This window comes from Azospirillum sp. B510 (assembly GCF_000010725.1).
In the GTDB taxonomy this organism is placed as follows: Bacteria; Pseudomonadota; Alphaproteobacteria; order Azospirillales; family Azospirillaceae; genus Azospirillum; species Azospirillum lipoferum_B.
On record NC_013860.1, the window covers coordinates 193,237 to 207,500 of the forward strand.

Genomic DNA, 14,264 nt, shown 5'->3' on the forward strand with positions numbered 1-14,264 from the left:
AAACCCGGTGCGGCTCACCATGCCCATCATCACGGAGATCACCGTGATGATGGGGTCAGGTCCGTCTTTCGCGCAGGACCAACAGGTCAATGGCAATGCCGAAGGCCGCGACCATGATCTGGAAGGCGAAGATGGCCATGGCCAGGGCAAGGGCGCGATCGGCGGGGACGCCGAAATGCCCGAGCATGCCGACCAGGGAAATCTCGCGCAAGCCAATGCCGCCAACCGTGAGCGGGGCCAGCAGAATCACGGTCAGCACGCCGATGATCACGCACCAGATGGCATAGCCGAGATCGATGCCGAGGCCCAAACCGAACAGGACGCTGCCGGAGATGGTCAGGAGCTGCGACAGGATGCTGTAAGCCAGGCACAAGAACAGCGTGTGCGGTTGCATCGCCTGGGCCCGCCACATGGCGAGGAAATGCGCCAGATGGCACCCCACCCACCCTCGCCAGCCCCGACCACCGGGAAACAGGCGCAGCAAGCCGTCTTGAGCGGGCTTCCAGGCCAGGCAGGCGATGGCGGCCGCCAGCCCCGCCAAGGCGGCGACCGTCGGCCACAAGAGCCCGCTCCCGCCAAGCCGCGCCGGGTCGGCCAGGACACCCGCCAGCATCAAGAGGAGAATGGCGAGCCCGCCAATCAGCTTGTCCAGGAGCACGACGGAGACGACTCCTCCCGCCTGGCGTCCCTCGCCTTGGCTCAGACGGTAGGCTTTGACCGCCTCGCCGGCGATCTGGCCGGGCAGCAGCAGGGCATAGGCCTGGGCGATCAATGTATAGGCCAGCAAGGTGCCGACCCGACGGTCCGGCAGCAGGACTCGCAGCTTCACGGCATTCACGCCGTGGGTTGCCGCCAGCAGCGCCATGGCCACCAGCGCGTGGGTGGGACGCATGGAGGAGAATTCCTGCAGAACCTCCGCGAGATCGACCCGGCTCAGCAGGAACAGGAGAATGAGGACACTGACCACAAGCTTCAGAGGATAGCCCAGAAGGGCCGTGCGCTGCGCCATCACGGGACCGGCGCTTCCGCCGAGGCGGCGGCAACCGCCGCCCAGTCCACCAGCGGCGACAGCATGGCCGGCTCGGTGCGGGTGGAGTGGCCGGGAATGGAGGCCAGAATCCCGCGACCGCGGGCGGCCAGCTCGGCGAAGAGTTCGGAAGGCGCGATGGACGAGCCCGGCTCTGCGGCGAGGAGGAAGACATCCCTGTCCTGCCGCAGCGTGCCGACACGCACGGCGAAGGTCATGGTCAGGGAGTCGGTGAATGCCCAATGGGAGGAAGGCGTGAGGAGAAGGCGCGCCGCCCTGATGCTCTCGGTGGTGCGCTCGGCTTCCCTCGCCCCTCCAGCCGCCGGCGCCGGGCGATATCGCCAGGGCGGGTCGTAGAGGCTGACGTAATCGGCATGCCCAAGCCCTTCGCGCAAAAGACACTCGGCGTTCGGCAGATGCAGATGGCCGTCCTCGACGAAATAGACCAAATCCCCGTCCGGCCGCTCCAGGGCGAGATCCAGGGCCAGACGCCAGGAAGCCGCCTCATCCGCACCGCTCCGGTGGATATGAAGGGGGGCCGAATGGAAGGAGAGCCCGCTCAGCTCCCGCTCGATGCGCTCCCCCCTCCCGCTGTCGTCATCCCCAACCACCACAGCCAGACGCCCGGCCGGCGCCGCGAATGTCCCCACCAGATTGCGCAGGCAAGCGCGCATGCCGGCGAGCCGGTCGTTGGCGTGCGATCTGGTCCGATAGATGATCGTCAGCGGCGCATCCATCCATTGTCCGGCATTGGGTGGGCTTTGCCGTTCCGCTGAGCCCTGGGCGGCGGCCTTGTCATCGGCATGAAGGATGGTTGGAGAGGCAACACTTTTCGGATCCAATGCCGCCGCGCGCCGGAACAGCCGGAAGGCCTCGGGATGGTCGCCGTCACGCCGCAGCGTATCCCCCAAATCCACATAGCCATCCACATCCTTTGGTTGCAGTGCGATGACGGACCGGCCGAGCGTGAGCGCCGCCGCCGACCGGCCCTGGGCCTGCAGGACCCGGACAAGCCCGCTGCGGGCGGCGAGCAGGTCCGGACGCACGGCCAGGACGCGGCGATAGATGTCCTCGGCCTCCGCCGGCCGCCCGGCCTCATGATGATGCCGGGCGAGAATGAGGGCGTCCTGGATGCGGACGGTCTGGGGTGGGGAGGCGGGAGCGGAGGATGGAACCGTGGGGGGGGGGGTGGGAGCGACGCCTGCCCCCTCTTCGATCGCCGCGACAAAGGATTGGGCGAAGATGCTCCAGGTCCGCTCGCCCCGGATAAAGCGCTGCGCCCGGTCCGCGCGGGCGCGGGCGCCGCTGCGGTCGGTGTACAGGGCTTCCAACCGTTCGACCAACTCATCGACCGAGGATTCGCCCCAGCCGATGCGGCTGCCGTTGCGATCAGGCACCGGTTTCTGGTGGTCAAGCGTCAGGCAGACGTCACCCACGACCAAATCCATATGGCCGGTGTTGGCCGACAGGATGGTGGGCACGCCGCAGGCCATCGCCTCCATGGCGACGAGGTTGGTGGCCCCTTCGCAGCGGTTGGGGAAGACGGCGGCGTCACAGTCGGCGAGAATGCCGGCGATCTGGTGGCGGCCAAGGAAGCCGAGATCGAGGAAATTGCTCTCGTCCGCGCCATTCTCAAACGCCCAGTGCCGGATGTCGATACGGTTGTCGCGCACCCGCGGCGGATGGGCGGCCAACGGCGATTCCGCCATGGTCATGCCGACTTCGGTCCAGGCGTTCTGCCATGCGGTGACCAGCAAGGCATTGGGATGGCGGGCATGGAAGCGTAGGAAGGCGGCCAGCACGATGTCCTGGCCTTTGCGGAATTCCAGTTTCCCGCCCGAAAAGATCACGAAACGGTCGCCAAAGCGCTTGGAGGGCGGCGGAACCTTCAGTTCGCTCTCATCGATGCCCTGCAAGGCGAAACCAATGTTGGTAAAGCCCTGGGCTTCCAGGATCTGCCGGTTGTAGGTGGAGTGAACGATGATCCGCTCATAGCGGCGGGCGCGCTCCAGGACAGCGGCATCGAAGCGCGTGTCCTCGTAGGCGATGACACCGATGTTGCGCCGGCCCTGAAACCGTTCGCTGGGCGGGCCGGCTTGGAAGCCATTGCCCAAGGCATGCAACACGTCGAATTCCCGCAACCGCAACAGGCGTCCCGGATGTTGCGCGGCGAGCGCGAGCGTCTGTTCGCAGGGCCCGACAAGAGACTGCAGCTTCTCCCGGTTCTCGGGCCGCAGGCTGTTCATCAGGGGCCGCTCCAGCAGCAGCGGCGGACGGCCTTGCTCGAGCAGATGCAAGGCGGTGTGGACCCCGACCAGCCCCCAGCCATGGATTTCGGTCAGCTGCCAGGTGAACGCCAGATGAGGATGCATGTGAACGGCCTTTGATGTGCCAGCAATGGCAAAGCTGCGCGTGCCGCATGAAAGGACCCGCACACCGCGCGGCAGACCATTCCGTCCTTGGTCCTTTCTTGTCAAGCCGTGTGGCGCAGGGGCGGAAGACAGGGGCAAAAGAAAAGGGGCGCCCGAAGGCGCCCCTCTCCCAGTCGTCGATTGATCTGATCGATCAACCGGCGGTGACGTTGCCGGTGCCGAGCAGGACACCGTTGAAGCGCGCCAGCAGGCGGGCTTCGGTACCAGTGACCGTGCCGTCCCCGTTCCAGTCGGTGACCAGATAGAGGCCGGTATTCGTCCCGTCATTAGCCAGGACCAGGGTGTTGGCGCCCACCGACGAGTTGGTCAGCGTGCCCAGAGCCGAGCGGAAGCTGGCCAGATCGGTGTCGGCGAGGTTCGACACCGCCGTGGACAGGGCAACCACCTCGTCCGTGCGCATGTCGACCGTGCCCGTGGCGCGGGTCGAGCTTTCCAGAACGCCGGTGCCGTTGCGGTCGACGAAGGAGCGCAGCGCCCCCGTGATGACCACCTGGTCCGAAGTCTGGAAGTTGTTGACCACGTCGAAGCCGGTGGTCGCCCCGGCCGCCGCGCCATCACCACCCGTCTGGAAGACGATCTGGTCGTTGTTGGCGTTGGCCTGCAGGGTGATCGTGTCGGCTCCCGCACCACCGGTGAAGCGGATCGCTCCGCTGGTCACGGTCACCACGTCGGCGTTGGCGCCGCCGGTCAGAGCTTCCACGCCGCTCACCGAGACGGTGTTGGCGGTGTCGCCCAGGATGACCACGTCGGTGTTGCTGTTACCGATCAACGTCTCGACGCCACGGGTGATCAGCGTGTTGCCGCTGGCGTTGCTCAGGGTGACCACATCGGTGCCGTTGCCGCCGATCAGGATGGAGACGCCCGAGACGTTCACCGTGTTGCCGGTGTCACCCAGGAAGACCACATCGCTGCTCGAGGTGCCGGACAGCGTCTCGATGTCGCGCAGCGCGATCGTGCTGCCCGCCGTACCCAGAGTAACCGCATCGTTGCCGGCGCCGCCGACCAACACCTCGACGCCGCTGACGAGCGAGGTGTTGCCGCTGGAGCCGAGGAAGACGATGTCGGTGCCACGGCCACCGGCCAGGGTTTCAAGAGCAGACACCGTCATGGTGTTGCCCGTGTCACCCAGGATGACCGCGTCGGTGCCCGTACCGCCGATCAGCGTCTCGACACCACGGGTGATCAGCGTGTTGCCGCTGTTGCCCAGGGTGACGATGTCGGTCGATGCGCCACCGATCAGGATGTCGATCTGCGAAACCGTCAGGGTGTTGGCGGTATCGCCCAGGAAGATCACCTCGGTGCCCGAACCGCCGATCAGCGTTTCGATGCCGCGCAGGGCGATCGTGCTGCCCGCCGAGCCGATGGTGACAACGTCGGTACCGACGCCACCAACCAGCACCTCGAGCCCGCTGACGGTGAGGCTGTTGCCGCTGGAGCCGAGGAAGACGATGTCGGTACCGGCACCGCCGATCAGGGTTTCCAGACCCGACACCGTCATGAGGTTGCCGGAGTCGCCCAGGATGACCGCGTCATTGTTGACGCTGCCGATCAGGGTCTCGACCGCGCGGGTGATCAGCGTGTTGCCCGCCGTACCGGCCAGGGTAACGACGTCGGTCGCCGTGCCGCCGATCAGGATCGACAGGCCGGAGACGGTCACCGTGTTGATCACATCGGCCAGGAAGACGACTTCGGTGCCAACACCACCGATGAGCGTTTCGACCGCGCGAACCGCGAGCGTCGCACCGGCCGAGGCCAGCGTGATCGCGTCGGTGCCCGTGCCGCCGACCAGCACTTCCACCGCGCCGACCTGCATGGTGTTGCCAGCGGAGCCGAGGAAGACGATGTCGGTGCCAGCACCGCCCGTGAGGGTCTCGATCGCCGAAACCAGCAGGTTGCTGCCGGCCGAGCCGAGGGTGACGACGTCGGTGCCGCTGTTGCCGACCAGCGTCTCGATGGCCGACACCAGCAGCGTGTTGCCGGAGGTGCCACCCAGCGTGACGGCGTCCGTGCCCGCGCCACCGGTCAGGGCCTCGATGGCCGAAACCAGGATGGTGCTGCCGGTGTCACCGAGGACGATGGTGTCGGAGGCACTGCCGCCGGTCAGCGTCTCGATGCCGCGGACGATCAGCGTGTTGGCCGTCGTCGTGGTGATGGTCACCACATCCGTGCCGGCACCGCCGACCAGGATTTCCAGGGCGCTGATGTTCATCGTGCTGCCGGCACTGCCGGTGAACACGATGTCGGTGCCCGCACCGCCGGTGATGGTCTCGATCGCCGAAACCAGCAGGGCGTTGCCGGCCGAGCCGAGGGTGACGATGTCGGTGCCGCTGTTGCCGGTCAGCGTCTCCAGAGCCGACACCAGCAGGGTGCTGCCGATGGTGCCCAGGGTGACGGCGTCGGTGCCGCTGCTGCCGGTCAGCGTCTCCAGCAAGGACACCAGCACGGTGTTGCCGGCCGTACCGCCCAGCGTGATGGCGTCGGTGCCGCCGCTGCCGGTCAGCGTCTCGAGGTCGCGAACGATCAGCGTGCTGTTGGCATTCAGCGTGACGACATCCGTGCCGACGCCACCGGCCAGGATTTCGAGCGCGGAGACCAGCAGGGTGTTGCCGGTGTTGCCCAGCGTGACGACGTCGGTGCCGCTGTTGCCGGTCAGCGTCTCGATGTCGCGAACGATGATCGAGTTGCCGGAAGTGCCCAGCGTGACGGCATCGGTGCCGGTGTTGCCGATCAGGAGCTCAAGGCCGCTGACCAGAACGGTGTTGCCGACGGTGCCGAGGAAGACCAGGTCGGTGGCGATACCGCCGGTGATGGTCTCCAGCAGCGACGCGAACAGCGTGTTGCCGGCCGAACCCAGGGTAACGGCGTCGGTGCCGCTGTTGCCGGTCAGCGTCTCCAGAGCCGACACCAGCAACGTGTTGCCGGAGGTGCCACCCAGCGTGACGGCGTCCGTGCCCGCGCCACCGGTCAGGGCCTCGATGGCCGAAACCAGGATGGTGCTGCCGGTGTCACCGAGGACGATGGTGTCGGAGGCACTGCCGCCGGTCAGCGTCTCGATGCCGCGGACGATCAGCGTGTTGGCCGTCGTCGTGGTGATGGTCACCACATCCGTGCCGGCATCGCCGACCAGGATTTCCAGGGCGCTGATGTTCATCGTGCTGCCGGCACTGCCGGTGAACACGATGTCGGTGCCCGCACCGCCGGTGATGGTCTCGATCGCCGAAACCAGCAGGGCGTTGCCGGCCGAGCCGAGGGTAATGATGTCGGTGCCGCTGTTGCCGGTCAGCGTCTCCAGAGCCGACACCAGCAGGGTGCTGCCGATGGTGCCCAGGGTGACGGCGTCGGTGCCGCTGCTGCCGGTCAGCGTCTCCAGCAAGGACACCAGCACGGTGTTGCCGGCCGTACCGCCCAGCGTGATGACGTCGGTGCCGCCGCTGCCGGTCAGCGTCTCGAGGTCGCGAACGATCAGCGTGCTGTTGGCATTCAGCGTGACGACATCCGTGCCGGTGCCACCGGCCAGGATTTCGAGCGCGGAGACCAGCAGGGTGTTGCCGGTGTTGGCCAGCGTGACGACGTCGGTGCCGCTGTTGCCGGTCAGCGTCTCGATGTCGCGAACGATGATCGAGTTGCCGGAAGTGCCCAGCGTGACGGCATCGGTGCCGGTGTTGCCGATCAGGAGCTCAAGGCCGCTGACCAGAACGGTGTTGCCGACGGTGCCGAGGAAGACCAGGTCGGTGGCGATACCGCCGGTGATGGTCTCCAGCAGCGACGCGAACAGCGTGTTGCCGGCCGAACCCAGGGTAACGGCGTCGGTGCCGCTGTTGCCGGTCAGCGTCTCCAGAGCCGACACCAGCAGGGTGCTGCCGATGGTGCCCAGGGTGACGGCGTCGGTGCCGCTGCTGCCGGTGATGGTTTCCAGCAGGGACGCCAGCAGGGTGTTGCCAGCCGTGCCGCCCAGCGTGACGACGTCGGTGCCGCTGTTGCCGGTCAGCGTCTCGATGTCGCGAACGATGATCGAGTTGCCGGCGGTGCCCAGCGTGATGGCATCCGTGCCGCTGTTGCCGATCAGGAGCTCAAGGCCGCTGACCAGAACGGTGTTGCCGGCACTGCCGGTGAACACGATGTCGGTGCCCGCACCGCCGGTGATGGTCTCGATCGCCGAAACCAGCAGGGCGTTGCCGGCCGAGCCGAGGGTAATGATGTCGGTGCCGCTGTTGCCGGTCAGCGTCTCCAGAGCCGACACCAGCAGGGTGCTGCCGATGGTGCCCAGGGTGACGGCGTCGGTGCCGCTGCTGCCGGTCAGCGTCTCCAGCAAGGACACCAGCACGGTGTTGCCGGCCGTACCGCCCAGCGTGATGACGTCGGTGCCGCCGCTGCCGGTCAGCGTCTCGAGGTCGCGAACGATCAGCGTGCTGTTGGCATTCAGCGTGACGACATCCGTGCCGGTGCCACCGGCCAGGATTTCGAGCGCGGAGACCAGCAGGGTGTTGCCGGTGTTGGCCAGCGTGACGACGTCGGTGCCGCTGTTGCCGGTCAGCGTCTCGATGTCGCGAACGATGATCGAGTTGCCGGCGGTGCCCAGCGTGACGGCATCGGTGCCGGTGTTGCCGATCAGGAGCTCAAGGCCGCTGACCAGGACGGTGTTGCCGACGGTGCCGAGGAAGACCAGGTCGGTGGCGACACCGCCGGTGATGGTCTCCAGCAGCGAGGCCAGCAGCGTGTTGCCAGCCGAACCCAGGGTAACGGCGTCGGTGCCGCTGTTGCCGGTCAGCGTCTCCAGAGCCGACACCAGCAGGGTGCTGCCGATGGTGCCCAGGGTGACGGCGTCGGTGCCGCTGCTGCCGGTGATGGTTTCCAGCAGGGACGCCAGCAGGGTGTTGCCAGCCGTGCCGCCCAGCGTGACGACGTCGGTGCCGCTGTTGCCGGTCAGCGTCTCGATGTCGCGAACGATGATCGAGTTGCCGGCGGTGCCCAGCGTGATGGCATCGGTGCCGGTGTTGCCGATCAGGAGCTCAAGGCCGCTGACCAGAACGGTGTTGCCGGCACTGCCGGTGAACACGATATCGGTGCCCGCACCGCCGGTGATGGTCTCCAGCAGCGAGGCCAGCAGCGTGTTGCCAGCCGAACCCAGCGTGACGACATCCGTGCCGCTGTTGCCGGTCAGCGTCTCCAGAGCCGACACCAGCAGGGTGCTGCCGATGGTGCCCAGGGTGACGGCGTCGGTGCCGCTGCTGCCGGTCAGCGTCTCCAGCAAGGACACCAGCACGGTGTTGCCGGCCGTACCGCCCAGCGTGATGGCGTCGGTGCCGCTGTTGCCGGTCAGCGTCTCGAGGTCGCGAACGATGATCGAGTTGCCGGCGGTGCCCAGCGTGACGACATCCGTGCCGGTGCTGCCGGCCAGGATTTCAAGCGCGGAGACCAGCAGGGTGTTGCCGATGATGCCGCCGAGGGTGACGACGTCGGTGCCGCTGTTGCCGATCAGCGTCTCGAGGTCGCGGACAATGATCGAGTTGCCGGCGGTGCCCAGCGTGACGGCATCGGTGCCGGTGTTGCCGATCAGGAGCTCAAGGCCGCTGACCAGAACGGTGTTGCCGACGGTGCCGAGGAAGACCAGGTCCGAGCCGCTGTTGCCGGTGATGGTCTCCAGCAGCGAGGCCAGCAGCGTGTTGCCGGCCGAACCCAGGGTAACGGTGTCGGTGCCGCTGTTGCCGGTCAGCGTCTCCAGAGCCGACACCAGCAGGGTGCTGCCGATGGTGCCCAGGGTGACGGCGTCGGTGCCGCTGCTGCCGGTGATGGTTTCCAGCAGCGACGCCAGCAGGGTGTTGCCCGCCGTGCCGCCCAGCGTGACGGCGTCGGTGCCGCTGTTGCCGGTCAGTGTCTCGATGTCGCGAACGATGATCGAGTTGCCGGCGGTGCCCAGCGTGATGGCATCCGTGCCGGTGCTGCCGGCCAGGATTTCAAGCGCCGAGACCAGCAGGGTGTTGCCGATGGTGCCGCCGAGGGTGACGACGTCGGTGCCGCTGTTGCCGGCGATGGTCTCCAGCAACGAGGCCAGCAGCGTGTTGCCGCCCGTACCCAGCGTGATGACATCGGTGCCAGCACCACCAGCCAGCGTCTCGATGGCCGAGATCAGCAGGGTGGTGCCCGTCGAAGCGAGGGTGACGATATCGGTGCCGCTGGTACCCGTCAGGGTCTCCAGGCCGGCGACCAGAACCGTGCTGCCGACGCCGCCCAGCGTGACAACATCAATGCCAGTGGTCGTATCAGCAATGGTTTCGATCGCCGAAACCAGGACCGTGCTGCCATTGCTGTTGAAGGAGATGGCATCGTTGAACGCGCTGCCGATCAGAGTCTCGAGAGCGCCAACGAAAACCGTGCTGCCGGCGGTGCTGCTCAGCGTGACGATATCGGTGCCGGTGCCGGTGCCGATCACGGTCTCGATGGACGAGACCAGCAGGGTGCTGCCGGCGGTGCCCAGCGTGACGGCGTCGAGGCCGCTGTTACCGATCAGGGTCTCGATGGCCGAGATCAGCAGCGTGTTGCCGACCGTGCCACCGCCCAGCGTGACGACGTCGGTGCCGCTGTTGCCGGTCAGGGTCTCAAGCAGGGACACCAGCACCGTGGTGCCGGCGGTGCCGCTCAACGTGACGACGTCGGTGCCGCTGTTGCCGGTGATGGTCTCGATGCCCAAGGCCAGCAGGGTGCTGCCGACCGTGCCCAGCGTGACGGCGTCGGTGCCGCTGGTGCCGGTCAGGGTCTCCAGAGCCGACACGAGGATCGTCGAGCCGGCGGTGCCGCTCAACGTGACGACGTCGGTGCCGCTGTTGCCGGTCAGCGTCTCGATGGCCGAGATCAGCAGGGTGCTGCCGATCGTACCGCCGCCCAGCGTGACGGCGTCGGTGCCGCTGTTGCCGGTCAGCGTCTCAATGGCCGAGACCAGCAGCGTGTTGCCGACAGTGCCGCCCAGCGTGACGATGTCGATGCCGCTGTTGCCGGTCAGCGTCTCGATGGCCGAGACCAGCAGCGTGTTGCCGATCGTACCACCGTTCAGGGAGACGGCGTCGGTGCCGGCGCCACCGGTCAGGGTCTCGATGGCCGAGATCAGCAGGGTGTTGCCGACCGTGCCAGTCAGCGTGACGATGTCGATGCCGCTGGTGCCGGCCAGGGTCTCGAGCAAGGACACCTGAACCGTGCTGCCGGCCGTGCCGCTCAGCGTGACGACGTCGGTGCCGCTGTTGCCGGTCAGCGTCTCGATGGCCAAGACCAGCAGGGTGCTGCCGGCCGTGCCCAGCGTGACGGCGTCGGTGCCGCTGGTGCCGGTCAGGGTCTCCAGCAAGGACACCAGCACGGTGTTGCCAGCCGTGCCGTTCAGCGTGACGATGTCGATGCCGCTGTTGCCGGTCAGCGTCTCGATGGCCGAGACCAGCAGGGTGTTGCCGATCGTACCACCGTTCAGGGAGACGGCGTCGGTGCCGGCGCCACCGGTCAGGGTCTCAATGGCCGAGATCAGCAGGGTGTTGCCGACCGTGCCAGTCAGCGTGACGATGTCGATGCCGCTGGTGCCGGCCAGGGTCTCGAGCAAGGACACCTGAACCGTGCTGCCGGCCGTGCCGCTCAGCGTGACGACATCGGTGCCGCCGTTGCCGGTCAGCGTCTCGATGGCCAAGACCAGCAGGGTGCTGCCGGCCGTGCCCAGCGTGACGGCGTCGGTGCCGCTGGTGCCGGTCAGGGTCTCCAGAGCCGACACGAGGATCGTCGAGCCAGCCGTGCCGTTCAGCGTGACGATGTCGATGCCGCTGTTGCCGGTCAGCGTCTCGATGGCCGAGACCAGCAGGGTGTTGCCGATCGTACCACCGTTCAGGGAGACGGCGTCGGTGCCGGCGCCACCGGTCAGGGTCTCAATGGCCGAGATCAGCAGGGTGTTACCGACCGTGCCAGTCAGCGTGACGACGTCGATGCCGCTGGTGCCGGCCAGGGTCTCGAGCAAGGACACCTGAACCGTGCTGCCGGCCGTGCCGCTCAGCGTGACGACATCGGTGCCGCTGTTGCCGGTCAGCGTCTCAAGCGCCGAGACCAGCAAGGTGCTGCCGGCCGTGCCCAGCGTGACGACGTCGGTGCCGCTGCTGCCGGTCAGGGTCTCCAGCAAGGACACCAGCACGGTGTTGCCGGACGTACCGCCCAGCGTGATGATGTCGGTGCCGCCGTTGCCGGTCAGGGTCTCCAGAGCCGACACGAGGATCGTCGAGCCAGCCGTGCCGCCGTCGATCGAGATGACATCCGTGCCCGCACCGCCGGTCAGCGTCTCAATCAGGCTGACCAGGAGGGTGTTGCCGGAGCTCAGCGTGACAAGATCGTTGCCGATGTTGCCGATGAGGGTCTCCAACGCCGTCACCAGAATGGTGCTTCCAGACGTGGCGTTGAGCGTTACGACATCTGTGGAGTTCGAATCACCGATGAGGGTGTTGAACGAGCCGACGCTTAGGGTGGCCCCTCCAGTTACAAGCCATATCGTGGTGCCGGACGTTGATTGTGGCATTTACTTGATCCCCATATCGTTCTGACCCCATAGCAAAAACTTGTCGATCCGCGATCCACATGTCTTGCAGGCGGCATTCAGGCATGATTCGGCCTTATGCAGCGTCATTTTCCTATCCGAAGAGGTACACCCGTGCAATCGAATTTACGGTGACTGCGCTTCGGGAGGATGCGCCGAGGTTATCTCGTCAGGATCACTTGGCGCGCTCGCCCTTGAGCCCCAACTTAATCATTTGATTTAAAACGATAAATTTCGTATGGATTTTCGGTCACAGATGAGAAAAATCCGCGCGCCGGCATGCGATCCCGCCACTCCCACCGCACGGGAAATGAGGTGTCCGAGGGCGAAAAGACAAAATACTCCTGTTCATAGCTCTTGATCGATATTCAATCAGCCGAGTATGCAAGGTCGTTCTCCAGGGATCTGAAGACAGTCAGCAATAGAATGACAAGCTTGGGGCGGCGGGCATCTGTATGACGACCATTCAAGAGGCTCTCACCATCGCGGTCCGCCATCACCAGGGCGGGCGCCTGGAGATGGCGGCCGACATCTACCGGCAAATCCTGCGGGTGGCGCCCCGGCATCCCGACGCCCTGCACCTCATGGGGATCGCGCTGCGCCGCCGCCAGCCGCTGGAGGCGGCCCGTTTGATTCGGGAGGCGTTGACGCAGAACCCGGAATTGACCGAGGCCCACCTCAATCTTGGCAACGTCCTGCAGGATCTGGGGCGTATCGGCGACGCGGCCGCCTGTTACCGCCGGGCCATCGCCCTGCGCCCCGATTTCGACCTGGCGCTGCCAGGGCTGGCCTTCTGTCTGCGCCTGCTCGGCCGGCTGGGCGAGGCTGCGACGATTTATCGCCGGGCGGTCGCCCTTGGGCCGGAGGTGGCGGAAACCCGCAACGGCCTTGCCAACTGCCTGCAGGACGACAAGCGCTATGATGAGGCGGTGAGCGGCTACCGGGCCGCCCTGGCGCTCGATCCCTTCCACGCCTCGGCCGGCAACAATCTCAGCATCGCCCTGCGCGAACTCGGGCGGATCGCCGAGGCCGAGCGGTGGCAGCGGCGCGCCATCGCCCGCGATCCCACCTTCGCCGCCGCCCACAGCAGCCTCGGCATCACCCTGCAGGAGGCCGGACGGCTGGAGGAGGCCGTGGCTTGCCAGGCCCACGCCCTTGTCTGCGATCCGGGCTTCACCGCCGCCTACAACAATCTCGGCAACAGCCGCCAGGCCCAGAACCGCCTTGCCGAGGCGATCCTCCAGTACCGGCGGGCGCTGCGGCTGGACCCCGCCAGCCCCGACGCCCACCGCAATCTCGGCATCGGACTGCTGCTGGACGGCCAGTTCAGCGAGGGGTGGCGCGAATATGAGGGCCGGCTGCGCTGCAAGGATGCGCCGGTGCTTGCCGATCTGCCCAAGCCGCGCTGGACCGGGGAGCCGCTCGCCGGCAAACGCGTCCTGCTGCACAGCGAGCAGGGACTCGGCGACAGCATCCAGTTCTGCCGCTACGCCCCGATGATAGCGGCGCGCGGCGGTCGGGTGGTGCTCGGCGTCCAGCCGGCGCTTCAGCGCCTGATGAAGGGGGTGGTGCGGCCGGACGCCATCCTCTCCGGCTCGGTTCCGCTCGACGCCTTCGACCTCCATGTCCAACTTCTCAGCCTGCCGCTGCTGTTCGGCACGACGCTCGAGTCGATCCCGGCCCGCGTGCCCTATCTTTTTCCGGAACCGGAACTGGCAGCCCAGTGGGCCGAGCGGCTCAGCCCGCATCAGGGCTTGCGGGTCGGGCTGGTCTGGGCCGGGTCGCCCGGCCATGGCAATGACCGCAACCGCTCCTTGCGGCTGGAGGCCTTCGCCGCCCTGTCCCGTCTGCCCAACCTTACCCTCTTCTCCATCCAGAAGGGGCCGAGCGAGGGGCTGGCGGCCACGCCGCCGGCGGGCATGCGCCTGATTTCCCTGTCCGCCGAGATCAGGGATTTCGCCGACACCGCGGCGATCGCCGCCAACCTGGACGTGATCGTCTGCGTCGATACCTCGGTCGCCCATCTGTGCGGGGCGCTCGGCCGCCCCACCTGGGTGCTGCTGCCCTTCGCCCCCGACTGGCGGTGGCTGCTCGGGCGCGACGACACGCCCTGGTATCCCACCATGCGTCTGTTCCGGCAGAACCGCCCCGGCGATTGGGAGGAGGTGCTGGAACGGGTCGAGGAAGCGCTGCGGGCGAAGGCAGCCGCCCTGCCGCGCTGATCCCGCGCGCGCCGGGACTGCCTTCCCCGCTT

At 67.0% G+C, this 14,264-nt stretch carries 4 protein-coding genes; 1 reads left to right on the forward strand and 3 read right to left on the reverse strand.

Annotated features, from left to right (window positions below; translation table 11 throughout):
* Nucleotides 1-55: 55 nt before the first annotated feature.
* From AZL_RS33035 to AZL_RS33045, 3 genes are read right to left on the reverse strand one after another with little or no spacing between them, the layout of a single operon-like run.
* Nucleotides 56-1,009, reverse strand: coding sequence for a lysylphosphatidylglycerol synthase transmembrane domain-containing protein (locus AZL_RS33035; protein WP_012978686.1), 954 nt, complete (start codon nt 1,007-1,009; stop codon nt 56-58).
* Nucleotides 1,009-3,630 (reverse strand): glycosyltransferase family 4 protein, encoded by a 2,622-nt coding sequence (locus tag AZL_RS35160; protein ID WP_148219836.1) that lies wholly within the window; start codon nt 3,628-3,630, stop codon nt 1,009-1,011. Before AZL_RS35160 ends, AZL_RS33035 begins: the two co-directional genes overlap by 1 nt.
* Entirely contained in the window at nt 3,593-11,848 is an 8,256-nt protein-coding gene (locus AZL_RS33045; protein WP_148219837.1) for a beta strand repeat-containing protein, read from the reverse strand. The genes AZL_RS35160 and AZL_RS33045 overlap by 38 nt, the downstream gene beginning before the upstream one ends.
* 617 nt (nt 11,849-12,465) lie before the next feature.
* Here AZL_RS33045 and AZL_RS33050 point away from each other — a divergent pair.
* Complete coding sequence (locus AZL_RS33050) at nt 12,466-14,232, forward strand: tetratricopeptide repeat protein (RefSeq protein WP_012978689.1); 1,767 nt, start codon at nt 12,466-12,468, stop codon at nt 14,230-14,232.
* Nucleotides 14,233-14,264: the final 32 nt, after the last annotated feature.